The following is a 25,151-nucleotide window of genomic DNA, read 5'->3' as shown; positions in this document are numbered from 1 at the left end:
TGCCTCATTGTGGATGTATCCCAGACGGGCCAGAAGTTCCGCATCGACATCTAGGGGGAGGTAACAAGGGTACCATAGACATGATGAAGCTGTTCTGTTTTGCCCCCGGAACCAGCAAACCAGCCGCCTTGTAAACCTAGAAGAGGAGACGACGTCAGAGGATTACCGTATCTATACAGTTCTCACAGATCGAGGAGCTGCCTGACAGCGCGACCGTATTGCTTGAAGTTACAGAATTGTGAGCGCCCGGCTCCTGCCCAATTCCCTACGACCAAGTCGATTTGGCGAACGGCGGCTTTCAGGCTCCACCTCGCTGCTCTCGAATGACCAGAATGCGGCGCAAAGCGGTCGCGTTGGTCGGGCTTCGCTAAACAGGTTAATGATCCGACATCTCACTTTTATTGCAAGCTGCTCTCCCCTTTCTGTGCACCACATGGCCACACACCACGCAAAGATGGGCATGGGTTCAGTGGAAGGAAGCGTAGCCGGTCCATCGGGTAACTGACGCCTCGGCGACCTGCATCTCATCGTCAGGATGGTTGTATCGGTAAATCGTCAAGGCAACTTGATAGGCGTGCAGGTCGGGCACGCCGCTGTCCTGCATGCGGCGATAAGCCTGTTCCACAGCATGACGGCAGCACATACACGATCCTCCATATGCGGGCATTCCCGCAAACACCGGTTACCGGGGATGGTCTATAGGAGCATAAAGGAGCGGCAGGCGCATTGACACATCCCCTCCAGGGGGATAGGTATGTGATATGAGCCATGCCAACAACCCCGATATCCTGAACCGCCTCAAGCGGGCGCAGGGTCACCTGTCCAAGATCGTCGAGATGGTCGAGGAAGGCCGCGATGCGCTGGTCGTCGCCCAGCAGCTGCAGGCGGTTCTGAAGGCTGTGGACAAGGCCAAGACCGTCCTGGTCCTGCATCATATCGAGCATCATCTGGAGGAGGCCACCGGCCCCCTGCCCAAGGAGGCGCGTGAACGGCTTGCCGGAATTGCGGAGATAACAAAGTACCTTTGACGACAGTTTCACCCGCCTCCAGCGCCAAAATCGGATTGGCCCGGATGCGGCGTTGAGGTTACGCTTTCCCATCGCCCCTGTCCCGACAACCAGCCGTTTGCATAATGCACCGTATCCTCAGCCTGCTCATGACCCTGATGCTTTGCCTCACCGTGCTGCACACGGGCGAGACCATGGCGCATGGGGTAGCGGAGGCGATGGAGCATCACCACGCGGACGGACAAGGGGACAAGCAGGCGGACCATGGACGGCAGGTGGAGGCGGCGGAGACCGGGCCACACGCCGACTGGTTGCATCATGCTCATGATGCAACCGGCCATCTGCTGGTCGTCGTGCCAGCCATTTCAGATCTGGTGAAGCCGCCGATCCAGCGCGGCCATGTCCGCCTGCCGGCCTATTTCACGCACCAGAGTGCTTATATCCGCATTGATCGTCCGCCGCGCGCGGCTTGAACCCCGGTTCCAAGCCCTGACCCGCGATTTGATTGGCCCCCGAACATCGGGGTGCCGAGGACGATACCCATGCCCAGAGCCATCCCGCTCCGGTCCGGCATGGCCGCGACGATGTTGCTGCTCGCAACCGTCGCCGGCCCGTGCCTGGCCCAGGAGGCACCCGCCTCCGTTCCCTATGCCGCCGATCCGGCGGCCAGCCCTGTCGGCATCCTGACCCTGCGCCAGGCGCTGGCGCTGGCGGCGAACACCCATCCGCGTCTTGCCGGCCACCGCTTCGCCCTGGATGCCGCCACGGCCCGCCAGGATCATGCGGCGCTGCGCAACCCGCTCCAACTCGGCATCGAGGTGGAGAATATCGGGGGCACCGGCGGCACCCGCTTCATCGGCGACACCGAAACCACCCTCAGCCTGGGCACCGTCCTGGATCTTGAGGACAAGCGCGGCCGGCGCATGGACGTGGCCCGGCAGGAACGCGCCCAGGTCCTGTCTGAACAGGATGCCGAGAAGATCGACATCCTGGCCGAAGTGACGCGCCGCTTCACCGATGTCGTGGTCAACCAGGAACTGCTGACCCTGGCCCGCCGCCAGGAAAACATGGCCGGTCGCGCCCTGGATGCCGCCGGCACCCGCGCGAAGGCCGCCAAGGCCCTGCCAGGCGAGGTGGCGCGCGCCCAGGTTTCCGTCACCCAGGCAAGGCTGGTCCGCCTGCGGGCCGAGCAGGAACTGCGTTCGGCCCGGCTGCTGCTGGCCGAGGCCTGGGAGGATCGCGACCCGCGGTTCGAACTGGCGGCTGCCAAGCTGCTGGACCTTCCCGAGCCGCTGCCCGTCTCCACCATTCAGGCCAGGATGGAGCGCAATCCCGACCTGCTGCGTTTCGCGTCGGAGCGCCGCACGCTGGAGGCCCGTACCCTGCTGGCCGAAAGTGCCCGCACACCCGACCTGACGGTCAGCGCCGGCATAAGGCGGCTGGAAGGCCAGAACGGTCAGGCCTTCGTCATGTCGCTGTCCATGCCGCTGGGGGCCGCCAGCCGGGCGGAACCTTCTATCCGTGAGGCCAGGGCCGCCACCAGCCTCGCCCTGGCCCGCGAACGGGCGGCACGCACCAGCCTCTACAACATGCTGGCCAGCCTGCATGCCGGGATGGAACGCGCCCGCCAGGCGCTCCGGCTGTTGCAGGAGGAGGCGACCCCTAAAGCCCGCATCGCCATCGCCGATATCGAGGAGGGCTACAAGGCCGGCCGCCTGTCACTGCTGGAGCTGACCGAGGCCAACCGGCAATTGGTGGAGCTGGAACAGGCCATGATCAACGAAGCCGCCGACTATCACCGGCTCGCCATCGAAGCCGAACGCCTGACCGGCCAGACCCTTGCCCCGCAGGACTGACAGAATGACCAAGACAAACAAGCTCAAGCAGACCCTGCTTGTCGCCACCATCCTGGCCGTCGGCGGTGCCGCCGGCCTGTGGCTGCTGAACCGCCCTGCGGACATCCATGCCGAGACTGGCCATGCAAAAGCAGAAGGCGACTACGAACGTGGCCCCCATCGCGGCCGCATGCTGCGCGACGGGCCGCTGGCCCTGGAACTGACCGTGTTCGAGGATGGCGTGCCCCCGCATTACCGCGTCTATGCCTATGTCGAGGGCAGGCCGGTGGCCCCGCAGAGCGTGGGCCTGACCGTCGCCGTGACGCGCCTGGGTGGCAAGGTGGACCGGTTCGGCTTCAAGCCGGAACAGGATTACCTGACCGGTGACGCTGTGCTGGCCGAACCGCATTCCTTCGACGTGCATGTCGTCGCCAACCAGGGCGGCAAGCGCCACGAATGGAAATTCGCCTCCTACGAGGGCCGCACGCGGATCGAGGCCGCTGCTGCCGAAGCGTCCGGCATCAAGACGGAACCGGCCGGTCCCGCCACAATCAATGAGGTGGCGGAAGTCACGGGCCGCATCACCTTGAACCTGGACCGGTCGGCGCGCATCGACGCCCGCTTCCCCGGTCTGGTGCGCGAGGTACGCAAGCTGCCCGGCGACAAGGTGGAAGCCGGCGAAGTGATCGCCACCATCGAAAGCAATGAGAGCCTGCAGACCTATGCCGTGAAGGCCCCGGTCAGCGGCACCATCCTATCGCGCGACGTCAATGTCGGGGCCGTCACTGGCAGCGGCCCACTGTTCGAGATCGGTGACCTGTCCAGCGTCTGGGCCGACCTGCGCCTATTCCCCGCCGATGCGGCGCGGGTAAAGCCGGGCCAGCCGGTGCGGCTGACGACCGGCGACGGGACGATGGTGACCGGCACCGTTCAGCCTATCCTGCCCCTGGCCGATGCCGGCAGCCAGACCCTGGTCGCCCGCGTTGTCCTGGACAACGCCGAACAGAAGCTGCGGCCGGGACAAGTGGTCAATGCCGCCATCACCATCGGTTCGCGCGAAGTGCCGCTGGCAGTGAAGGTCGCCGGCCTTCAGGCCTTCCGCGACTTCACCGTGGTCTTCGCGCAGGTCGGCGACACCTACGAGGTCCGCATGCTGGAGCTGGGCCAGCAGGATGGCGACTGGATCGAGGTGCTGGGCGGCATCGAGCCCGGTGAACGCTATGTCAGCGAGAACAGTTTCCTCATCAAGGCCGACATCGACAAGTCCGGCGCCAGCCACGACCATTGAGGAGCCGGACCATGCTCGACACTCTCATCAGATCCGCCATCCGGCAGCGCTGGCTGGTGCTGGCCCTGACCTTCGGGCTGGCCGCCCTGGGCGTCTATAACTTCACCCGCCTGTCCATCGACGCGGTGCCCGATATCACCAATGTCCAGGTCCAGGTGAATACCGAGGCGCCTGGCTATTCACCGCTGGAGGCCGAACAGCGCATCACCTATCCGATCGAGGCCGCACTCGGCGGCCTGCCCCACCTTTCCTACACCCGCTCCATCTCCCGCTATGGCCTGTCACAGGTGACGGTGGTGTTCGAGGATGGGACGGACCTCTATTTCGCCCGCCAGCTGGTCAATGAACGACTGCAACAGACCCTGGCGCAGCTTCCCGGGGGGATCGAGCCGACGATGGGACCCATCGCCACCGGCCTGGGCGAGATTTTCATGTACACGATCAGCGCGCGGGACGGCACGACTCGGCCGGACGGGCAACCCTGGACGCCCGCCGATCTGCGCGAGGTGCAGGATTGGGTGGTCCGACCGCAATTGCGCAACATTCCCGGCGTCACGGAGATCAACTCCATCGGTGGCTTCAACCGCCAATATCAGGTGTCGCCCGACCCGCGGCGCATGCAGGCACATGGCGTCACAATGGCTGACATCGTGCAGGCGCTGGAGCGCAACAACGCCAATGTTGGTGCCGGTTACATCGAACGAAACGGCCAGCAGTACCTGATCCGCGTGCCGGGACAGGCAACGGGCACGGAAGACCTCGCTTCCATCCTGCTGGACCGGCCGGCGGGCGTGCCGCTGCGCATCCGCGACGTGGCCGATGTCGGCTTCGGGGCAGAACTGCGCACGGGGGCCGCCACCCAGAACGGCAAGGAGACCGTGCTGGGCACCGTCTTCATGCTGGTGGGGGAGAACAGCCGCGACGTCTCCCGCCTGGTCGCCGCCAAGCTGGAGGAGGTGAAGGCCAGCCTGCCCGCCGGCATCGTGGCCGAGGCTGTTTATGACCGTACCACCCTGGTTGATCGCACCATCGCCACCGTGGAGAAGAACCTGGCGGAGGGCGCGCTGCTCGTCGTCGTAGTGCTGTTCCTGCTGTTGGGCAATATCCGCGCGGCCCTGATCACGGCGGCGGTCATCCCGCTTTCCATGCTGCTGACCATCACCGGCATGGTGCAGACTAAGGTGTCGGGCAACCTGATGAGCTTAGGCGCGCTTGATTTCGGCCTGATCGTCGATGGCGCCGTCATCATCATCGAAAACTGCCTACGCCGGTTTGGTGAGGCGCAGCACCGGCTGGGCCGGCTGCTGACGCGCGAGGAACGGTTCGACCTTGCGGCATCCGCCACGTCGGAGGTGATCAAGCCCAGCCTGTTCGGCATCATCATCATCACCGCCGTCTATCTGCCCATCTTCACCCTGACCGGGGTGGAGGGGAAGATGTTCCATCCCATGGCGGCCACGGTGGTGATGGCCCTGACGGGGGCTTTGGTCCTGTCGCTGACTTTCGTGCCCGCCGCCGTCGCCCTGTTCGTCACCGGTCGGGTGGCGGAGCAGGAGAATGCCGTCATGCAGGCCACAGGTCGCCTTTACAACCGGATCCTGCATATGGCCATCGGCAACCGGGTGCCCGTACTGGTGGCCGCCGCCATGCTGGTGGTGCTGTCCGGCATCGCCGCATCCCGGATGGGGACGGAGTTCATCCCCAACCTGGACGAGGGCGACATCGCGCTCCACGCCTTGCGCATCCCTGGCACCAGCCTGACCCAGGCTGTCGGCATGCAGACGGTGTTGGAGGCCAAGCTGAAAACATTGCCGGAGGTCGACCGGGTCTTCGCCAAGATCGGTACGGCGGAGGTAGCGACCGACCCGATGCCACCCAGTGTCGCTGACACGTTCGTCATGCTGAAGCCCCGCGACCAATGGCCGGATCCGGGCAAGACTAAGGAACAGCTGGTGTCGGAGATGGCGGCTGCCGTCGCCACGGTTCCCGGCAACAATTATGAGTTCCTGCAACCGATCCAGATGCGCTTCAACGAACTGATCGCCGGCGTGCGCAGCGAGGTGGCCGTCAAGGTCTATGGCGACGATCTGGATAAGCTGACGGAGATCGGTGCCCAGATCGAGAAGGTCATCACCGCCATCCCCGGTGCGGCAGATGCCAAGCTGGAACAGGCCACCGGCCTGCCGGTACTGAGCATCATGCCCGACCGCGCCGCACTGGATCGCTACGGCATCAACATCGCCGATCTGCAACAGGTGGTGCAGACGGCACTGGCCGGACAGGTCGCCGGCCAGATATTCGAGGGCGACCGGCGGTTCGACATCGTCGTCCGTCTGCCGGAAGATATCCGCACCGATCTGGACCGGTTGCGCCTGCTGCCCGTCCCCATGCCGGCGGTCGAAGGCGGCTCGGCCGTGGCGTATCTCCCCCTGGGCGAGTTGGCCAAGGTGGAGATCGGCCTGGGTCCCAATCAGATCAGCCGGGAAAATGCCAAGCGCCGCATCGTCGTCACCACCAATGTGCGTGGCCGTGACCTTGGCTCCTTCGTGCAGGAAATCCAGCGCACGGTGGCGCAGAACGTGACCGTGCCCGAAGGCTATTGGGTGGAGTATGGCGGCACGTTCCAACAGCTTACATCCGCGACCCAGCGGCTGCAGGTCGTGGTGCCGCTAACCCTGCTGGCCATTTTCGGCCTGCTGATCATGGCTTTCGGGTCAATGCGTGATGCTGGCGTGGTGTTCAGCGGCGTGCCGCTGGCGCTCACCGGCGGCGTGGCGGCGCTGGCCCTGCGCGATATCCCGCTGTCGATCTCGGCTGGGGTCGGCTTCATCGCGCTGTCCGGCATCGCCGTGCTGAACGGCGTGGTGATGGTGACCTTCATCCGCAAATTGCTGGATGACGGCATGGAGCTGGAGGCCGCCATCAGCCAGGGCGCACTGGCCCGGCTGCGACCGGTGCTGATGACCGCCCTGGTCGCCGGGTTGGGCTTCATCCCCATGGCCTTCAATGTCGGTGCCGGCAGCGAGGTGCAGCGCCCGCTGGCCACCGTGGTCATCGGCGGCATCCTCTCCTCCACCCTGCTGACTCTGCTGGTTCTGCCGGCCTTGTACCGGCTGTGCTACCGGACACGAAGAAATGACCACGCATCGGCACAGGCCACCGTACCGCAACTTTCCTGATCCCCAATGGAGGATGTCCATGAAGACGAGGATCGCACCATTCCTGCTTGCCCTGACCTTGGCGGGCTGTTCAAGCGGCACAGACCTGCCAAGCAGGACAGTCGCCGACAGCACATGCGAAAGCGGCCAGCGTCTCCAGAAGATCGCTCCCCGGCTGCCGGGGATCAAACGGTATGGGGTGCGCTGGCGTGATGGCGATTGCCTCCTGACGGTAGCGCAGCCCATGAAGGAGGTCAGGTAAAGCCATGCCCCCTCCGCCCTTGCATAGCCAGGGGCGGAGGGGGCATTCCGTCGATTTGATCAGTTCGCAGAGCCTATGCCGTCGCCGGACCAGATCCGCGCGGCAATCATCGTTGTCACGGTGGCCAGCACACCCAGCACCGCGCAGGCGATCCCCAGCCCGCCGGTCGCGCCCAGCCAGCCGGCCAGCGGGTATGTGGCCAGCCAGCAGGCATGGGAGAGGGCAAACTGCGCCGCGAAGATGGCCGGTCGGTCGCCGGCTTCGGCGGAGCGGCGCAGCAGCCGGCCCGACGGCGTCAGCACGGCGGCGTTGGCGGCACCCAGCACGAACCAGGCCGGCATCAGCACCAGGAAAGGAGACTTGCCGTCCGCCGCAATGACGCCGCTGGCCAGGATCGCCGCCAGCATCAGCAGACCGCCGGTCAGCACCCAGGCACCCGCCAACATGATGGTCCGGTCCGTCACCCTTTCCAGCAATCGCGGCAGCAGGAACGCCATGGTTATGGAGCCGGCGCCATAAGCGGCCAGCACCATGGCCACGTCGGAATCCGTCCCGCCCAGCAGGCCGCGCACCAGCACGACCGTATTGACGATGACCATGGCGCCGGCAGCGGCGACGGTGCCGTTGAAAGCCAGCAGGCCGCGCAGGCGGGGGGTGCGCAGGTAGATGCGCATACCCCGCGTCGTCCGGTCATAGATGCCGCCCCTGTCCTGCCCAGCCTTGGGCCTGGCGAGGCTGGTCGATGCCACCAGCAAGGCCGATCCGATGAAGCCGACCACCGTGCCCGCGAACAGGTCGTGGTATGTGGCGACCGTCAGCAAGGCCGCCGCCAGGGTCGGGCTGGCAAGGCTTTCCAGATCGTATGCCAGCCGCGCCAGCGACAGGGCCTTGGTATATTCGGCCTCCTCGGGCAGCACATCCGGGATCGTGGCCTGGAAGGTCGGCGTAAAGGCGGCCGACGCCGATTGCAGCAAGAAGATCAACACATAGATCTGCCAGATCTCGGTGACGAAGGGCAGCGACAGGGCGATCACCGCCCGTACCAGATCCATGGCCACCAGGAAGCTGCGCCGGGGCAGCCGGTCGGCGAAGGCGCCCGCTACAGGCGCCACCCCGACATAGGCCACCATCTTGATGGCCAGGGCCGTGCCCAGTACCGCCCCGGCATCGGCTCCAGCCAGATCATAGGCCAGCAGCCCCAGGGCCACGGTCAACAGCCCGGTACCCACCAGGGCCACGACCTGTGCTGCGAAAAGATGCCGGTAGGTCCGGTTCAGCAAGGGAGAAAGCACGGGATTTCTTCCAGGGTAGGCGGGCTAAGCGCAAGCACGCATGATGAGCAATATGCTATCCCCCTGGAGGGGATATGGCAAGCACACCTCAAACCCGACATGGTTGACCGGTCCCCGGCCATCGGCTATCCCTGCTCCAGGTTCGGCGGCGCCCTTGGGAACGCCCGATCCGGCTTGGCGTCCCCCTCTTGACGGTTGGTGGCAACGAGATGTCGCGGCACCCTTTGCTCAAGGCCTTCCGGCTCATCGCCTTTCTGGCGATGGCAACGGGTATCCTGTCGCTCGCCCATCATGGCAGTGCCGCCCATCTTCCCCGTGTGGCCGTCGCCGAAATCGAGCATCACGGCCATTGGCATGACGAGGATGGCTTCGAGGTCTGGGATGACCATGCCGCGGCCCATACCCACAGCCATAACGCCGGCGACCATTCCCATGTGGCCATGACCGGCGTGGCACCGCCCGGCAGCGTCGCCCCCGTCATGTTCCGTACCGACTGGCAGGGTGGGGTTGCCTCGCCCGCCTATAGCTCGCCGCTCTATTCGCTGGACCGCCCGCCCCGTTCCGTCCTGTCCGCATGATCATGGCCGCGCGCTCGCGCGGTCGCCTGTATCCATAGACAACGGAACCTCAACCCATGAACGGGCTTCCATCGAAGGCCGGACGGCATGATGCCGTCTTGCGGCCGCGCGCCCTGTTGCTTGCGTTGCTGGGCATGGTGCTGATCTTCGGCAACGGAGATGCGCTGGCCCATGCCGTCACGCAGGGCGACAAGGGCTATATCCAGGAAATCACGGGCGTACATCTCCTGCCCTTCCTCTATCTCGGCGCCAAGCACATGGTGACCGGCTACGATCACATCCTGTTTCTGTTCGGGGTGATCTTCTTCCTCCACCGGCTGAAACATATCGGCCTCTATGTCAGCCTCTTCGCCGTGGGCCATTCCACGACGATGCTGCTGGGCGTCCTGTTCGACACCAATGTCAACGGCTACCTGATCGACGCCATCATCGGCCTGTCGGTGGTCTACAAGGCGCTGGACAATCTGGGCGCCTATCAGCGCTGGCTGGGCTTCCAGCCCAACACCAAGGTGGCGACGCCGGTCTTCGGCCTGTTCCACGGGCTGGGGCTGGCCACCAAGATCCGCGAATATGACGTCTCGCCGGATGGGCTGGTCCCCAACCTGCTGGCCTTCAATGTCGGGGTCGAGATCGGCCAGCTTCTGGCCCTGGGCGCCATCCTGATCGTCATGGGCTATTGGCGCCGCACCGCCGGCTTCTGGCGCCATGCCTATACCGCCAACGTCGCGATGATGACCGCCGGGTTCATGCTGATCGGGTATCAGCTGACCGGCTGGGCCATCTCGTCCTGAGAAAGAGCCAGACCATGTACAACACCAACATCCCCACCCAGGCGGAGCTGCCGACCTCCGGTCAGCTCCTGCGCTCCACCGCCATCGCCCTGGTCACCGCGGCCATCCTGCTGGTCACCGTCGTGCTGCCGTCGGAATACGCCATCGACCCCACTGGCATCGGCAAGCTGCTGGGCCTGACGGAGATGGGCGAGATCAAGGCCGAACTGGCCGCAGAGGCGGAAGCCGACGCCAAGACCGACCGGGAGCAGGCCGCCCCCCAGCCCGCTTCCGCACCGTGATCCGCTGATAGCAACCCTGATGCAACCCGACGCGCCGGCATGCCCGCGAGGCAGGGCGCGGCCCCTGGAACATGAAGGAATGAACCGATGCTGAAGCCGTTTCTGATCGCCGCCGGCCTGTGCCTGCTGCCCGTCACCGTCCTGGCCCATGCCGACCATGTGCATGGCGAGGCGGAGCATGATGGCGACGAGATGACCCTGACGCTGGCCCCCGACAAGGGTGCCGAGGTCAAGGTGGAGATGAAGCAGGGTGCGAAACTCCAGTTCTCCTGGAAGGCCGACGGCGGGGTGGTGAATTTCGACACCCATGGCGAATCCTTCGCCGCCCCCGACAAGGTCCATTCCTATGAAAAGGGCCGTGGTGCTGCCAGCGGTGAAGGCGAGATCGTCGCGGCCTTCGACGGCCATCATGGCTGGTTCTGGCGCAACCGTGGTGACAAGGACGTCACCATCACGGTCCGCGCCACCGGCGACTACACCAAGTTCAAGCGTGTGATGTGACGAGCTGGCCGGCGGGCTCCTCCGCCCGCCGGCCTTACAATGGCTTACCATCGAAATAACATTCATCAGAATGATTTAATGTAAAGCTTCCAGGCCCATGCTAAGAGGCGGGATCGCAAGTCTCTGCCCGCCGCCCTTTCCCCAGGGCCGTCCCGAGAAGGAAGCCCCATGCATCCGGAAGATCGCCAAGAGCATTGGCAATCCACCTACCAGACGAAGGGCGAACAGGAAGTCAGCTGGTTTCAGGATAGTCCCGAACCTTCGCTGGGCCTGATCGAAGGCTGCGCCGTGGCACCGGACGCCATTATCGACATTGGTGGCGGCGCTTCGCGCCTGATCGATGCGCTGCTTCACCGCGGATACCGGGATGCGACGGTGCTGGATCTGTCATCGTCGGCCTTGACCGCCGCCAAGGCCCGGATCGACAGCACAGGCGACCATGTGCAATGGATCGTGGCGGACGTCACCAAGTGGGAGCCGGATCGCACCTACGCGGTTTGGCACGACCGGGCCGCCTTCCATTTCCTCACCGCCGCCGCGGATCGCGAGGCTTACATCGCCCGTCTCTCCCAAGCCCTGAAACCCGGCGGCCATGCCATCATCGCGACCTTCGCCCCGGACGGGCCGGAGCGTTGCAGCGGCCTGCCGGTGGTCCGGTACGATGCCGACAGCCTGGCCGAAACGCTCGGTCCCGCGTTCCAGCTGACAGGCACGCAACGGCACCTGCATGCCACGCCCTGGGGCTCCACGCAGTCCTTCCAGTTCAGCATCTTCCGCCACCAGCCCATTGCGAGGTCCTGATGTCCCCGATCGGCGGCAGCCTCCCACCCATCCTGCGCGAAAAGCAGCATGACGCGCCCTCCGCCTTCACGCCGGAAAGCCTCCTGCGCGAGGCGCGCCGGCAGAAGGACGTGCCGGATATGGTGGTGCCGGAGGTTTGCATCCTTGATCCGGACGGGGACATCGTGCGGCATCTTCATGCCACTGGCCGTTCGAGACGCACCACCGGGTGGGCCTGCTATCACAGCGAGATGTACAGTTTCGAGCAGGGAGGGCGGGAGTTCGGCATCGTCGGCTGCGCCGTGGGCGCTTCCTATGCGGTGCTGCTGGCGGAGCAGATGTTCGCTTCCGGCTGCCGCCTGCTGATCAGCATCACCTCGTCCGGGCAGATCAAGGCGCTTCGCCCCCCACCCTATTTCATCCTCATCGAACGGGCGCTCCGGGACGAGGGCACCAGCTACCACTACCTGCCCGCCTCGGACTATGCCGAGGCCGACCCCGCACTCATCGCTTCCATCGCGCGAGCGCTGTCCCGCGTGGGGGAGCCGGTGGAACGCGGAGCGACCTGGACCACCGATGCACCCTATCGTGAAACCGCGCAAGCCATCGAGGCGGCGCGTGCGCAGGGCATCCTGGCCGTCGAGATGGAGGCGGCCGCGCTGTATGCCTTCTCCCGCGCCCGCGGCAAGCCCGTGCTGTGCTTTGCCCACGTCACCAACCAGATGGGTCAGACCGGGGATTTCGAAAAGGGCGAAGCAAATGGGGCCGTCGCCTCGCTCGCCCTCGTCCATGCCGTCGCGGAGGCGTGGAACCGGTGACGGCGACGGACACCGGAAGTCCATGCATGCTTGCCCCATGGTCGCAACCATGCTACCGGTCATTCAATCAATTCCAAGATTGATCTATCGACGAGGTCAGCTTGTCAACCTCAGGACCCAAATTCCAGATTTTCGAGAAGCTGGCGGAGGTGGCACAGGCCATCGCGCACGCCAATCGGCTGGAACTGCTGGATCTGCTGGCGCAGGGCCGCCGCTCGGTGGAGGAACTGGCGGGCTTGTCGGACCTGTCCGTCGCCAATACATCCCGCCATCTCCAGATCCTGCGGCGCGCGAACCTCGTAGAGACCGAACGGAACGGAAAGCACATCCATTACAGCCTTGCCAATGACGGAGAGGTCGTCGGGCTGATGCGGGCGCTTGGCCAGGTGGGGGAGCGCAATGTCGCAGAGGTAGGCCGCGTGATCCGGGACTACTTCCATGCCCGTGACCAGATGGAAGCCGTGTCGCGCGAGGAATTGCTCAGCCGCATGGACGACGGCTTGGTCACCGTGCTGGATGTACGGCGCCAGGACGAGTTCGAGCGCGGGCATCTGCCGGGCGCGCGCAACATTCCGCTGGCCGAACTGGCCAGCCGGCTGGACGAGTTGCCGAAGGATACGGAGATCGTCGCCTATTGTCGCGGCCCTTACTGCGTCCTGTCGTTCGAGGCCGTCGCGGTTCTGCGCGAAAAGGGATACCGGGCCGCACGCCTGGAGGACGGATTCCCAGACTGGAAAGTGGGCGGCCTGGCCGTGGAGATCCACAGTCCGGGCTGAGGTTCGCCGGCGGGTTCCATCAGGTGAACCCGGAAGTGGTTGCGGTGGTGACGGCCCCGGTGGGCGTGTCCGGCGCGGTCTTCCTCACTCCCTGTAAACCAGCAGCCGCAAGGCGTTGAACACGACCAGCAGCGTCGATCCCTCATGCATGGCGACGGCGGGGCCGATGCCCAGTCCCAGGATGGTGGCCGGCACCAGCAGGGCCACCACGCCCAGACTGGCGAAGACGTTCTGACGGATGATGGAGCGGGCCTGTCGGCTGAGGCCGATGGCGAAGGGCAGGTGCGACAAGTCGTCGGCCATCAGGGCCACGTCGGCCGTCTCCAGCGCCACGTCCGACCCAGCCGCCCCCATGGCCACGCCCACCGAAGCGCTGGCCATGGCGGGGGCGTCGTTCACGCCGTCGCCCACCATGGCCACCGGCTGTTCGGCCTTCAGCGCCCGGATGGTTGCCACCTTGTCCTCCGGCATCAGGTCGCCCCGCGCCTCGCTCAGCCCCACTTCCGCCGCGACGGCGGTGGCCACGCGCTGGTTGTCGCCGGAGATCATGACCATGCGCTGCACGCCCAGCGCCCGCAGCCGGCGCATCGTGTCGACCGCCGCCTTGCGGGGCGTGTCCATCAGGCCGACGACGCCCAGGTCGCGATCGCCACGCCGCACCACCATGGTGGTGCGGCCCTTCTCCCGCAGATCCTCCACCGCCGTCGCCGTGGCGGCGGAAAGCGGGGCGATACCGTCATTGCCGAACATCTCCGCCTTGCCGATCAGCACCTTCTCGCCGTCGAGCATGGCGCTGACCCCGCGTCCGGTCAGGCTGTCCAGGCTGCCGGCCGCAGCCACCGGCCGCCCCGCCAGCCGTTCCTTGCCATCGCGCACGATGGCACGGGCGAGGGGATGGTCGCTGAGGCTCTCCACGGCGACGGCCACGGCCAGCAGGTCGGCTTCCGCCACGCCCTCGGCCGTGATCACATCCGTGATGCGGGGGCGTCCCTCGGTCAGGGTGCCGGTCTTGTCGAAGGCGATGGCGGTGACCGAACCCAGGGTCTCCAGCGGCCCTCCGCCCTTGACCAGCACCCCGCCCCGCGCGGCGCGGGCCACGCCGGACAGCACGGCGCTGGGCGTGGCGATGGCCAGTGCGCAGGGGCTGGCCGCCACCAGCACCGCCATGGCGCGGTAGAAACTGTCGCGGAACGGCTCGTCCACCACGACCCAGGCGAACAGCAGCAACACGGCCAGCCCCAGCACCGCCGGCACGAAGAAGCGCTCGAACGTGTCGGTCAGACGCTGGGTCGGTGATTTCTGGCTTTCCGCCTCGCTGACCAGCCGGACCAAGCGGGCCAGGGTGCTGTCGTCGGCGCGCTTGGTGACCTCCACCTCCAGCGAGCCGCCGCCGTTGACCGTGCCGGCGAAGACGCGGGTGGCTGCCGTCAGCCTGTCCAGATTGACGCGGGCCTCGGCCGGATCGGCCACCGGCTGCTTGTCAACGGGTATGCTCTCCCCTGTCACGGGGGCCTGGTTGACGCTGCTGGTGCCGGCGATGACGAAACCGTCGGCCGGCAGGCGGGTGTCGGGCTTGACGATGACGATGTCACCGATGGCCAGTTCCTCCACCGGCAGTTCGATCACTTCCCCGTCCCGGCGGACCATGGCCGTACGCGGGGCCAGTGCCGCCAGCGCCTCCATGGCGCGCTTGGCGCGGCCCATGGCGTAATGTTCCAGCGCATGGCCCAGGCTGAACAGGAACAGCAGCAGCGCGCCCTCCGCCCAGGCCCCCAGCGCCGCGGCGCCGGCGGCGGCCACCAGCATCAGCGTGTCGATCTCGAAACGCTTGTTCCACAGGTTCTCCAGCGCCTCCCGCCCCGTGAACCAGCCACCGAAGACATAGGCCGCGATGAACAGGGCGAGGCTGATCCAGCCGGGCGCCCCAGGCATCGCATATTCGAGAAGGACGCCCAGGCCGAGGGCGGCGCCGCACAGGAGCGAGAAGACCAGTTCCGTGCGGGAGCCAAAGATGCCGCCATGGTCATGCTCATGGTCGCCGCCGGGCTTGTGGTCATGCGCGCCGGCTTCGTGCCCGTCACATTCGTGCGATTGTTCCTGCATGATGCTCTCCTCGCCGGCTTTGGCGGCGCGTCTTCGGATTCAACCGCTTACCAGATGGTCCAGGGCCAGTCCCAACAGGAGAAGCGCGCCCATGATGGCCAGCGCCACGCCATCATGACGGAGGCGCTTCGTCCGCTTCCGCCGGAGCATGGCTTTCTCCACCGCAGCCGGACGTGCCTGCCGCCCGCCGATCAGACTGGAGCCCCTGGCAATCTCCCTCCGCGAGGGCCTGATACGACGCCCCATCGGACATGCTCCCCAAATGGGAAAGCCGGCAGCGTTGGCCGCGCCGCCGGCTTCCCGACCCTCAATGGCCGTGACCGCCCAGCTCGAACTTGGCCTGGCCGCTCTTGCCGGACTTGGTGCGCAGGCTGACGACAATGTCGGCCCCTTCCGGCACCGCACCCTTGGCTTCCAGCTTGTCACCGGCCGCCTGGAGGACGAGGGTTCCCTTGCGGGCAGCGCCTTGCGTGAACAGGACGCTGGCCTGGGCACCGTCGACCGGTGCCAGGGCACCCGTCTTGCCATCGAGCAGGTAGAGGGTGACGGTGCCGTCGCCCACGACCAGTTCGGCGTCCTGCCCGCCCACTTCCTTGACGATGCCGCCATGCGGCCCCTTGGCGGTGTGGTCGTGGCCATGGCTGTCCTGCGCCATGGCAGCGGCGGGCAGCAGGCAGAGGCTGGCGGCGATCAGAAACGGCTTCAACATGGTATGTCTCCTTCAGGGTTGGGGCCCCGGCGCCCGCAGGCAACCGGGGCTGTCGTCGATTAGGATCGGAAAATGTCAGGCGGTGGGGTGCGGACCCGGTGCCGTCGGCACGGGCTCGTCCTCCGCCTCCCCGCTCACGACCGGTCCGGCGAAGCGGCGGTAAAGGGCAGGCAGGACCAGCAGGGTCAGCAGCGTGGCGGTGATCAGGCCGCCGATGACGACGGTGGCGATGGGCCTCTGCACCTCCGCACCCACGCTGGTGGACAAGGCCATGGGTACGAAGCCCAGGCTGGCCACCAGAGCCGTCATCAGCACGGGACGCAGTCGGGTCTGCGCCCCTTCCCGCACCGCATCCTCCAGGCTTTTCCCGCCCAGGCGGAGTTGGCGGATGTAGGAGAGCATGACCAGCCCGTTCAGCACGGCGATGCCCGACAGCGCGATCATCCCCACGGCGGCGGAGATGGAGAACGGCATGCCGCGCAGGAAAAGGGCCAGGATGCCGCCGGTCAGCGCCAGCGGCACGCCGCTGAACACCAGAGCCGCGTCCCGCGCCGACCCGAGAGCGCTGTAAAGCAGCAGGAAGATCAGGGCGAAGCAGGCCGGCACCACGATCGACAGACGCTCGCGCGCCGCGATCAGGTTCTCGAACTGCCCGCCCCAATTGACCCAGTAGCCAGCGGGCACCTGGACCTGACCGGCTATCTTGGACTGCGCGTCCAGGACAAAGGAGCCGATGTCGCGGCCGCGAACATTGGCCTGCACCACGATGCGGCGCTTGCCGTTCTCGCGGCTGATCTGGTTCGGTCCCTCCGTGAAGTTGAAGCGGGCCACCTCGCCCAGCGGCACCGTCCGCATGGCCGGCCCGCCCTCGTCCCCGGCGACCTCGCCCGACAGCGGAATCGGGATGGAGGCCAGCGCCACCGGATCGTTGCGCAATGCATCCGGCAGGCGGGTGACAATGTCGAAGCGGCGGTCGCCCTGATAGACCATGCCGGCCTCGCGGCCGCCGATGGCCATGGCCACCACCTCCTGCACGTCGGCCACGGACAGGCCGAAGCGCGCCGCGCGCGCCCGGTCGACCTCCACATTCATGAAGGAAGCGCCGGACACCTGTTCCACCCGCACGTCGGCCGCACCATCGATGCCCCGGACCACACCGGCGATCTGGTTGGCCGTGGCCAGCAGCGTGTCGAAATCGTCACCGAACACCTTGATGGCGACGTCGCCGCGCACGCCGGCCAGCAGTTCGTTGAAGCGCAACTGGATGGGCTGGCTGACCTCATACACCTGGCCGGGCAATGATCCCACAGCCTTCTCCAGCCGCTGGACCAGTTCCGCTTTTGACAGGCCGGGGTTCGGCCATTGGTCACGCGGCTTCAGCATCACGAACATGTGCGAGATGCCGGGCGGCATGACGTCCGTTCCGATCTCGGCCGTGCCGGTCTTGGAAAAGGCGAAGGCCACCTCCGGGAACGCGGTCACGGCCTTCTCGATCTCCAGCTGCTGGCCCGTCGCCTGGGCCAGGTTGGTGCTGGGGATGCGGAAGGCGTTCAGGGCGACGTCGCCCTCATCCAGCTGCGGGATGAATTCCTGGCCCAGTTGAGTGAACAGCACCAGGCTGCCGGCAAACAGCAGGGCGGCCAGTGCTACCATGCGCATGGGCGCCTTCAAGGCCTTGTCCAACAGCGGCCGGTAGGTCTCCCCGGCCTTCCGGATGATGGCGTTTTCCTTCTCCTCCACCTTGCCCGAGACGAAGATGGCGATCAGCGCCGGAACCAGGGTGAGCGACAGGACGAAGGCGGCGACCAGCGCGATGATGACGGTGAGCGCCATCGGCTGGAACATCTTGCCTTCCACGCCGGTGAAGGTCAGCAGCGGCAGATAGACGACGATGATGATGGCCTGGCCGTAGACCGAGGGCTGGATCATCTCCTTGGCGGCGATGCCCACCTCGGCCAGCCGCTCCTTCAGGGTCAGGACCCGGCCCAGATGGTGCTGCCGCTCCCCGAGCCGTCGCAGGCAGTTCTCCGCGATGATGACGGCACCGTCGACGATGAGGCCGAAATCAAGTGCGCCCAGGCTCATCAGGTTGGCGCTGACCCCGGCCTCCAGCATGCCCGTCGCCGTCATCAGCATGGTGACGGGGATGACGAGCGCCGTGATCAGGGCCGCGCGGATATTGCCCAGCAGCAGGAACAGCACCGCGATGACCAGCAGCGCCCCCTCCGTCAGGTTCTTGGCCACGGTCTTGATAGTGGAATTCACCAGGTCGGTGCGGTCCAGCACCGTCTTGGCGACGATGTCGGCCGGCAGGGAGCGGCGGATCTCCTGCAGCTTGGTATCCACGGCCGCCGCCACCGTCCGGCTGTTCTGGCCGATCAGCATCAAAGCCGTGCCGACCACCACCTCGCGGCCATTCTCGCTGGCTGAACCGGTGCGCACTTCCTGCCCCGTCTGGACCGTGGCGACGTCGCCCAGGCGGACAGGCACGCCGCCGCGCGTGGCGACGACCACCTCTGCGATCTGCGCCGCCGTGGAGATGCGCCCGTCGGAGCGGACGATGAACAGCTCGCCATTGCGTTCAAGCTGTCCGGCACCCAGGCTCTGGTTGGCGCGCTCCAACGCCTCGCCCAATTCGGCGAAGGTCAGCCCGAAGGAGATGAGCCGGGCCGGATCCGGCATGACATGGTACTGGCGGACAAAGCCGCCGATCGTGTCGATGCCGGCAACGCCTGCCACGCCCTTCATCTGCGGGGAGACGATCCAGTCCTGGACCGTGCGCAGATAGGTGGCGCGCTCGGCCTCGGACATCAGCTTCTCGCCCTCCGGGGTCAGGTAGCTGCCGTCGGGCTGCCAGCCTTGCTTGCCAGCCTGGGCCTTCTCCTTGGCGAACGGCGCATACTCCACCGTCCACATGTAGATCTCGCCCAGGCCCGTGGAGATCGGGCCCATCGTGGGTGTCAACCCCGGCGGCAACTGCTCCTTGGCCTCGGTCAGGCGCTCGCCCACCTGCTGGCGGGCGAAATAGATGTCCACCTTCTCACCGAAGATGGCCGTCACCTGCGACAGGCCGTTGACGGAGATGGAACGGGTGTTTTCCAGCCCGGCGATGCCGGCCAGGGCCGTCTCCACCGGATATGTCACCTGCTGCTCGATCTCGAACGGCGACAGGGCCGGGGCAAGGGTGGTGATCTGGATCTGGTTGTTGGTGATGTCGGGGACCGCGTCGATGGGCAGGCGCAGGAGCGACTGCACGCCGAATGCGGCGGCGACCGCCACGAGCAGCACCACAAGGAAGCGGCGCTGGATGGCGAAATTGAGGACGCGTTCGATCATGCCGCCGCTCCTCAATGCGCGTGGGAATGTTCGGCGGCGCCGCGCGACGCTTCCGATTTCAGCAGGAAGGTGTTGCCCGTCGCCACCTGGTCGCCGGGGAACAGGCCGAAGGTGATCTCGGCGGCGGCACTGTTGCGGCGGCCGATTTCAACGGCCCGCGCCTGGAACCCCTCCTCGTTGCGCACGAAGACGACATTCTCGCCGTTCAGGGTCTGCAGCGCCGATGCCGGAACGGCGACGTCCGCCTTTTCCCCGCCGGCGACGATGGTGCCGGTACCGAAATCACCTGGACGCCACTGCCCTTCGGCATTGTCCAGGGCCGCCACCACGCGGGCCGCCCCCGTCTGTGTCTCCAGCGTGGCACCGGCCGCGATGACCGTGCCCTGTGCCGTCCGGCCGTCCTGGCCCTTCAGCGTGACAGACTGCCCCTCGCGCACCTGCGCCAAGTCGGCTGCGTAGACCGGCAGTTCCACCCAGACCTTGGACAGGTCGGCGATGGTGAAGATTTCCTTCTCTGCCGCCGCCAATTCGCCGCGCACCAGCTCGCGCCGGGTGATGCGGCCGGCGATGGGGGCGCGAACCTCCAGGCGGCTCAGGCTGGAAACGCCTTGCCGCGACAGGTCCGCGATTTCCGCCGATGTGAGGCCCAGCGTACCAAGGCGCTGGCGGGTGGCGTCCAGGGTGATGCGGCTGGTCTCAGCATTGGTGCGGGCGTCGAGATAATCCTGCTCCGCCGACACCTTCTTGCGCCAAAGGTCTTCCTCACGCCGCAGCGTCGTGGCGGCCAGCGCCTCCTGCCGCTGGGCGGACATGTATTCGGCCTTGGCGTCGGCCAACTCGCGGCTGTCCAGGACGGCCAGCACCTCGCCTGCCGTCACCGGCTCGCCCAGGCGCTTGCGCACCTCTATGACGACACCGGGAACCCGTGTCGTGACATGGGTCATGCGATCGGCGTCCGCCACGACGGTGCCCATCACCTGGATTTCCCGGGAAACCTCGGCCGGACCGGCGGCCACGACCTTGATGTTGGCTTTTTTGATCTGTTCGGCCGTGAGGTGGATGGCGCCTTCCTCATCCTCATGCCCTTCCTCGCCCTCGCCGCCATGGCCGTCCTTGCCGGATGCCAGTTGGGCGGTGGGCTTGCCGTTGCCGCTGAAGGTCCAATAGCCGATGCCGGCGACAGCCAGGGCCAGGACCGAGACGCCGATCAGGATGTTCTTCTTGTTCATGGTGTCACCTCTCCGCCCTCGGCGGTCGCGGTCAGGCGTTCAAGCTCGGCCCGCGCATTGTGGAAGCCCTGGAGCGTGTCGATGAGGTTGCGCCGCGTATCAAACAGCGTGCGCTGCGCCTCAAGCATTTCCAGGTATGAGAACTTGCCTTGCCGATAACCCTCCTGCGCGGCGGCGAAAGCCTGCTCGGCGGTGGGAATGATCTTTTCCTGCAAGGCTGCAGCCGTATCGCGCGACGCGTCCAGGTTGGCGCGGGCGACGGTCACGCGCCGCTCCTGGTCGATGCGCTCGGCCGCCAGGTCCGCCTCGGCGGCAACCACTTCGGCGCGCGCCCGTTCGATGGCGCCGCGGTTCTGGTCGAACAGCGGGATGGGAACGGAGACGCCGACTAGGAAGGCATTGTCACGGCCCTCCCGGAACCGGCGAAAGCCACCGGACACCGTCACATCGGGAATGGCCTTGGACCGTTCCACATCAAGCTCGGCGCGGCTGCGCCGCAGTTCGGACTGACGGCGCAGCAGCTCCGTGGACTCCGCCGCCGTTTCAGCAGCCGTCGCGTCGAGCCGTCGGAACCAGTCCTCTTCCAGCTGGAGACCGGCCTGGCCGATGCCGGTAAGTCCGGCCAGGACCTGACGGGCCGCCCCGGCCCGGCGCTTGGCCTGCTCCAGTTCCAACTGAGCTTGGCGCCGCGCGATCTCGGCACGGCCGAGTTGGATCGGTGCTTCGCGGCCGGCCTCCAGCCGCGCCTGGGTGGACCGCTCCACCTCCCCGGCCAACCGCAACTGCTCGTCGGCCAGGGTCACGGCGGCATCAGCGGCGACCGCCTCGGTGAAAGCCTGGCGCACGTCTCGGACCAGGTCCAGCTTCGCAGCCGCCAGGTCGAAGCCGGCGGTGGACCGGGCGGCCCGGGCCGAGCCAACTCGAGCCCCGCGCTTGCCGCCCAGCTCGATCGTCTGGGACAGGCTGTAGGTGGTTTCCGTATTCCCATAGCCGCGATAGGGGCCGCTGCCCTTGAAATTCTCGAACTCGACCGAGATTTCGGGGTTGGGCAGGACGTCGGCCTGATCGACCGCCCCGCCGGCGGCCCGCAGGCGTGCGGCGGCCGCAGCGGTGCGCGGCGCCACCTCCAGAGCGCGGGCGATGGCCGTTTCCGGCGTCAGGACGGATGGGGATGAGGGGGAAAGTGTGGAGGGTTCGGCGGCTTGGGACTGTTGTGCCCCGGCCGTCGGCGCCCAGGCGAAAACCATCGCCAAGGCGGCTGCGACGTGCGTGCGCATGGATGCTCCGCGTGCGGACAAGCGAATGGCGGGCGGACCCAAGGGGTCATCACCCAGACGGAATTCGGCTTGTCAGGCGCGCGGTGGTTCGTCAGGCAGGGTCGGATCGGCACTGGCCGGCGGAAGTGCAGGGTCCATCGCGTAGCGGGTCTGCTCCCACACCACAGGCTCGGCAACGCGGGTCGCGCGTGCCCGATCAGCCACATGCATGTGGCTGCAACCATGATGGTAGTCGACATGCGCCTTGCCGGCCGGGTGGCTGCTTTCGGCAGCCACCGTCTGGACGTCACAGTTCCCGATGTCCGCGGCATGGATGCCTGGGGCATTGAACAGGAATGCCGCGAGAAGCAGCAGGACGGTCAGGAAACGCATGGACCAGAAAATAGGTGCAGGTCCCGGCTCTTGCAAGCCTGTATTTTGCGTAATCGGATAGGATGCGGAATGCGATTGCTTCCCGTCCGTTTCCGGGCATAGGCTTTGCGGGTCGCGTCGATCCCTCATTGGGGCCTCCAGAGCAATGCGCCGCATCGTTTGCGCCATCCTGTCCCTGATGCTCGTCTTCACCGTCGTCCATGCGGCGGCGGCAATGGCGTTCGATGTCGGCGGGCCTGCCGTCGAGGCGTCTGCGTTCCATAACCGCGATGAGGATGGGGCTGGCGCGCGGCATTCCCCGGAACACGCTGCCGAGGAGAATGGGGTGTGCCTGCACCGCTGCCATGATGGCGGCCACCATCTCCTCATCGTGCTGCCGGCGCAGGCAGCCTTGGTTTCCCTCCCGCCAATCGGCGGCGGGGGAGCGGTGCCGGCGCGGTTCACACTGCCAGAGAACAGCATCCGCATAGACCGCCCGCCAAGGACAGCCTGAGGCCCAGGCCGAGAAGCCGTCCATCCGCGCGGCATGCCGGACACGGCTTGCCGTACATACCGCGTCCACGCGCCGCGACTGCCGCCGGCAACCGGCTGCATGCCGCGTTCCCGAACCCGATAGGGGAAAAACCATGAAGACCATGACGACCATCGTGCTTGCCGCGATGTTCCTGGCCGGATGCTCGTCCGGCCCCGACACGCCGACGCGTACAGTTACCGACAGCTCCTGTGAAAGCGGACAACGCCAGATGCAGGTAGGCACACGCCCGACCGGCCATAAATGGCACAGCATCCGTTGGCGTCGAGGCGAGTGCGCGCCGGTATCGCCCTCGCAGCCGAAACCCGGAATGTAGGGACAAGGCGCTGGCGGTTTGCCGGCACGGTCGCCGCCAGCGCCCTTCCGGTTCCGCCGGTCCAGCGCATATGGCCGCGGCAATTTCATCAGGATGCGGAAGATTCAGTCTTGTCCCTGTAGGAACTACAGGCTTTAGGCTCATACCTGATCATTCGCGCGGACGAACCGCTGCCGAGCCTGACAGGAGGAAACATCATGGAAGACAACCGACAGCCACAGCCGCATCCCTGGCCAACCCTTTCCCTGAAGGTACCGCCCTTGGCTCTGGTCCTTCTCGCCGCGCTGGCGATGTGGTTGCTGCCACCGATAACAGACCTGCCACGCCCCACCGACCCTTGGCAGGTCTGGCTGTGCGCGGCGCTCGGTTGCCTGGGGATCCTGATCTGCCTGGCCGGGGTTTTGGCCTTCCGCCGCGCCCGGACCACTGTCAACCCCATGCACCCGGATACGGCTTCATCGTTGGTGATGCGCTGTTGATTTCCACGCGGAACTGACCCGGGATGGCGGCTTATTTCCATTGAGAAATGACCCATGTGACCCTTCCCCCGGCGCATTGAGCGACGGGGGGCACAGGAGTGATCCACATGGGACTTTTGAATGTCATCCGCCGTTTGGCCTTGCGTGAGAAGGTGGCGATCCGGGAGATCGCGCGCCGGACCAGTCTGTCGCGGAATACCATCAAGAAGTATTTGAACGCCGGGACGATCGAACCGAAGTTCTCAGTGCCGGAGCGACCCAGCAAGCTGGACCCGTTCGCCGACAAGTTGGCAGGCTGGCTCAAGGCCGAGGCTTCCACATCGCGCAAGCAGCGCCGAACCTTGAAACATATGCACGCCGATCTGGTCGCGCTGGGGTTCACCGGTTCTTATAACCGGGTTGCGGCCTTTGCCCGTGAATGGCGCGCGGAGCGGCAACGCGAGCAGCAGACGACCGGGCGCGGCGTTTTCGTTCCGCTGAGTTTTCGCCCCGGCGAGGCCTTCCAGTTCGACTGGAGCGAGGATTATGCCATGCTGGGCGGTCATCGTACCAAATTGCAGGTCGCGCATATCAAACTGGCGTACAGCCGGGCGTTCCTGGTCCGCGCCTATCTACTGCAAACCCATGAAATGCTGTTCGACGCCCATTGGCATGGCTTCCGCGTCTTCGGCGGCGTGCCAGGGCGCGGCATCTACGACAACATGCGCACGGCGGTGGACCGCGTCGGGCGTGGCAAGGAGCGCCAGATCAATTTGCGCTTTCTGGCCATGGCCAACCACTATGTCTTCGAGCCGTCGTTCTGCAACCCGGCGTCGGGCTGGGAGAAAGGGCAGGTCGAGAAAAATGTGCAGGATGCACGGCCACGGCTGTGGCAGCCGACACCGGATTTTCCCGACCTGGCCGCGCTGAATGTCTGGCTTGAGCAGCGCTGCCTGGAGCTGTGGCAGGAGATTCCGCATGGTCGTCTCGTCGGGACCCTTGCCGATATCTGGGCGGAGGAACGGTCCACGCTGATGCCGGTGCCGCTCCCGTTTGACGGGTTCATTGAGCAGAGCAAGCGCGTCTCACCAACCTGCCTGATCAGCTTCGAGCGCAACCGCTACAGCGTGCCGGCCTCGTTCGCGAACCGGCCCGTCAGCCTGCGGGTCTACCCGGACCGGCTTGTTGTCGCGGCCGAGGGCAATATCCTGTGCCAGCATGAACGCTGGATTGACCGATCCCGTCAAATGCCCCGGACAATTTATGACTGGCGCCATTATCTGGCGGTGGTCCAGCGTAAGCCCGGCGCATTGCGCAATGGTGCCCCCTTCGCGGACCTGCCGTCGGGGTTCCGGCGATTGCAGGATCAGATGCTGCGGCGTCCCGGTGGTGATCGCGACATGGTCGATATCCTGGCCCTGGTCCTGCAGCACGACGAGCAGGCGGTGCTGG

The 25,151-nt window shown here is 66.1% G+C and carries 23 protein-coding genes; 15 read left to right on the top strand and 8 right to left on the bottom strand.

The features are described 5' to 3' along the window. Nucleotides 1-466: 466 nt before the first annotated feature. Complete coding sequence (locus tag ACODSP_RS02545) at nucleotides 467-643, bottom strand: hypothetical protein (RefSeq protein ID WP_488964064.1); 177 nt, start codon at nucleotides 641-643, stop codon at nucleotides 467-469. A gap of 118 nt (nucleotides 644-761) precedes the next feature. Here ACODSP_RS02545 and ACODSP_RS02540 point away from each other — a divergent pair, with 118 nt between their 5' ends. The 5 genes from ACODSP_RS02540 to ACODSP_RS02520 all read left to right on the top strand — a co-directional run bounded on the left by ACODSP_RS02540 (nucleotide 762) and on the right by ACODSP_RS02520 (nucleotide 7,309). Beyond that, nucleotides 762-1,028 (top strand): metal-sensing transcriptional repressor, encoded by a 267-nt coding sequence (locus ACODSP_RS02540; RefSeq protein WP_488964063.1) that lies wholly within the window; start codon nucleotides 762-764, stop codon nucleotides 1,026-1,028. Nucleotides 1,029-1,156: 128 nt separating this feature from the next. Next, on the top strand, nucleotides 1,157-1,480 hold the full coding sequence (locus tag ACODSP_RS02535) for a hypothetical protein (protein WP_488964062.1): 324 nt from the start codon (nucleotides 1,157-1,159) through the stop codon (nucleotides 1,478-1,480). Between the two features lie 69 nt (nucleotides 1,481-1,549). Beyond that, nucleotides 1,550-2,863: a TolC family protein gene (locus ACODSP_RS02530; protein WP_488964061.1), complete on the top strand. Its 1,314-nt coding sequence runs from the start codon at nucleotides 1,550-1,552 to the stop codon at nucleotides 2,861-2,863. A gap of 4 nt (nucleotides 2,864-2,867) precedes the next feature. Continuing rightward, nucleotides 2,868-4,130, top strand: a complete 1,263-nt coding sequence (locus tag ACODSP_RS02525; protein ID WP_488964060.1) for an efflux RND transporter periplasmic adaptor subunit — start codon at nucleotides 2,868-2,870, stop codon at nucleotides 4,128-4,130. Nucleotides 4,131-4,141: 11 nt separating this feature from the next. Beyond that, nucleotides 4,142-7,309 carry an efflux RND transporter permease subunit gene (locus ACODSP_RS02520; protein WP_488964059.1) on the top strand — a complete coding sequence of 1,056 codons (3,168 nt, stop codon included), beginning with the start codon at nucleotides 4,142-4,144 and terminating at the stop codon, nucleotides 7,307-7,309. A gap of 300 nt (nucleotides 7,310-7,609) precedes the next feature. On the opposite strand, the gene ACODSP_RS02515 is transcribed toward ACODSP_RS02520, so the two are convergent. Continuing rightward, nucleotides 7,610-8,842, bottom strand: coding sequence for an MFS transporter (locus tag ACODSP_RS02515; protein WP_488964058.1), 1,233 nt, complete (start codon nucleotides 8,840-8,842; stop codon nucleotides 7,610-7,612). Between the two features lie 209 nt (nucleotides 8,843-9,051). On the opposite strand from ACODSP_RS02515, the gene ACODSP_RS02510 reads away from it, so the two are divergent. The 7 genes from ACODSP_RS02510 to ACODSP_RS02480 all read left to right on the top strand — a co-directional run bounded on the left by ACODSP_RS02510 (nucleotide 9,052) and on the right by ACODSP_RS02480 (nucleotide 13,367). Continuing rightward, on the top strand, nucleotides 9,052-9,420 hold the full coding sequence (locus ACODSP_RS02510; protein ID WP_488964057.1) for a hypothetical protein: 369 nt from the start codon (nucleotides 9,052-9,054) through the stop codon (nucleotides 9,418-9,420). Between the two features lie 56 nt (nucleotides 9,421-9,476). Further along, a complete protein-coding gene (locus ACODSP_RS02505) occupies nucleotides 9,477-10,211 on the top strand; it encodes a HupE/UreJ family protein (protein WP_488964056.1) in 735 nt (244 codons plus the stop codon). Between the two features lie 14 nt (nucleotides 10,212-10,225). Then, nucleotides 10,226-10,492, top strand: coding sequence for a hypothetical protein (locus ACODSP_RS02500; RefSeq protein ID WP_488964055.1), 267 nt, complete (start codon nucleotides 10,226-10,228; stop codon nucleotides 10,490-10,492). Nucleotides 10,493-10,579: 87 nt separating this feature from the next. Next, nucleotides 10,580-10,993 carry a hypothetical protein gene (locus ACODSP_RS02495; RefSeq protein WP_488964054.1) on the top strand — a complete coding sequence of 138 codons (414 nt, stop codon included), beginning with the start codon at nucleotides 10,580-10,582 and terminating at the stop codon, nucleotides 10,991-10,993. 168 nt (nucleotides 10,994-11,161) lie between these two features. Then, the gene (locus ACODSP_RS02490; RefSeq protein WP_488964053.1) at nucleotides 11,162-11,794 is read left to right on the top strand and encodes a class I SAM-dependent methyltransferase; all 633 of its coding nucleotides are present in this window, start codon (nucleotides 11,162-11,164) and stop codon (nucleotides 11,792-11,794) included. After that, nucleotides 11,794-12,591, top strand: a complete 798-nt coding sequence (locus ACODSP_RS02485) for a nucleoside phosphorylase (protein WP_488964052.1) — start codon at nucleotides 11,794-11,796, stop codon at nucleotides 12,589-12,591. The genes ACODSP_RS02490 and ACODSP_RS02485 overlap by 1 nt, the downstream gene beginning before the upstream one ends. Nucleotides 12,592-12,692: 101 nt before the next feature. Beyond that, on the top strand, nucleotides 12,693-13,367 hold the full coding sequence (locus ACODSP_RS02480) for an ArsR/SmtB family transcription factor (protein WP_488964051.1): 675 nt from the start codon (nucleotides 12,693-12,695) through the stop codon (nucleotides 13,365-13,367). Between the two features lie 84 nt (nucleotides 13,368-13,451). Here ACODSP_RS02480 and ACODSP_RS02475 read toward each other — a convergent pair whose 3' ends face one another. From ACODSP_RS02475 to ACODSP_RS02450, 6 genes are all read right to left on the bottom strand, one after another. Continuing rightward, nucleotides 13,452-15,470, bottom strand: coding sequence for a heavy metal translocating P-type ATPase (locus tag ACODSP_RS02475; protein WP_488964050.1), 2,019 nt, complete (start codon nucleotides 15,468-15,470; stop codon nucleotides 13,452-13,454). A 307-nt stretch (nucleotides 15,471-15,777) separates the two neighbouring features. Further along, nucleotides 15,778-16,179 (bottom strand): hypothetical protein, encoded by a 402-nt coding sequence (locus tag ACODSP_RS02470; RefSeq protein WP_488964049.1) that lies wholly within the window; start codon nucleotides 16,177-16,179, stop codon nucleotides 15,778-15,780. A gap of 75 nt (nucleotides 16,180-16,254) precedes the next feature. Continuing rightward, a complete protein-coding gene (locus ACODSP_RS02465; RefSeq protein ID WP_488964048.1) occupies nucleotides 16,255-19,515 on the bottom strand; it encodes an efflux RND transporter permease subunit in 3,261 nt (1,086 codons plus the stop codon). Nucleotides 19,516-19,526: 11 nt separating this feature from the next. After that, nucleotides 19,527-20,744: an efflux RND transporter periplasmic adaptor subunit gene (locus ACODSP_RS02460; RefSeq protein ID WP_488964047.1), complete on the bottom strand. Its 1,218-nt coding sequence runs from the start codon at nucleotides 20,742-20,744 to the stop codon at nucleotides 19,527-19,529. Then, the gene (locus ACODSP_RS02455) at nucleotides 20,741-22,021 is read right to left on the bottom strand and encodes a TolC family protein (RefSeq protein WP_488964046.1); all 1,281 of its coding nucleotides are present in this window, start codon (nucleotides 22,019-22,021) and stop codon (nucleotides 20,741-20,743) included. Before ACODSP_RS02455 ends, ACODSP_RS02460 begins: the two co-directional genes overlap by 4 nt. Before the next feature lie 72 nt (nucleotides 22,022-22,093). Continuing rightward, nucleotides 22,094-22,393, bottom strand: coding sequence for a hypothetical protein (locus tag ACODSP_RS02450; protein ID WP_488964045.1), 300 nt, complete (start codon nucleotides 22,391-22,393; stop codon nucleotides 22,094-22,096). Between the two features lie 145 nt (nucleotides 22,394-22,538). On the opposite strand from ACODSP_RS02450, the gene ACODSP_RS02445 reads away from it, so the two are divergent. From ACODSP_RS02445 to istA, 3 genes are all read left to right on the top strand, one after another. After that, nucleotides 22,539-22,886: a hypothetical protein gene (locus ACODSP_RS02445; RefSeq protein WP_488964044.1), complete on the top strand. Its 348-nt coding sequence runs from the start codon at nucleotides 22,539-22,541 to the stop codon at nucleotides 22,884-22,886. 552 nt (nucleotides 22,887-23,438) lie between these two features. Next, nucleotides 23,439-23,720 carry a hypothetical protein gene (locus tag ACODSP_RS02440; RefSeq protein WP_488964043.1) on the top strand — a complete coding sequence of 94 codons (282 nt, stop codon included), beginning with the start codon at nucleotides 23,439-23,441 and terminating at the stop codon, nucleotides 23,718-23,720. 107 nt (nucleotides 23,721-23,827) lie between these two features. Then, on the top strand, nucleotides 23,828-25,151 hold a 1,324-nt coding region (gene istA / locus ACODSP_RS02435), incomplete at its 3' end, for an IS21 family transposase (protein ID WP_488964042.1).

This window comes from Niveispirillum sp. FG156 (assembly GCF_057809555.1).
The sequence above is the reverse complement of the archived record's forward strand: the minus strand, read 5'-3'. Positions and strand labels throughout refer to the sequence as shown.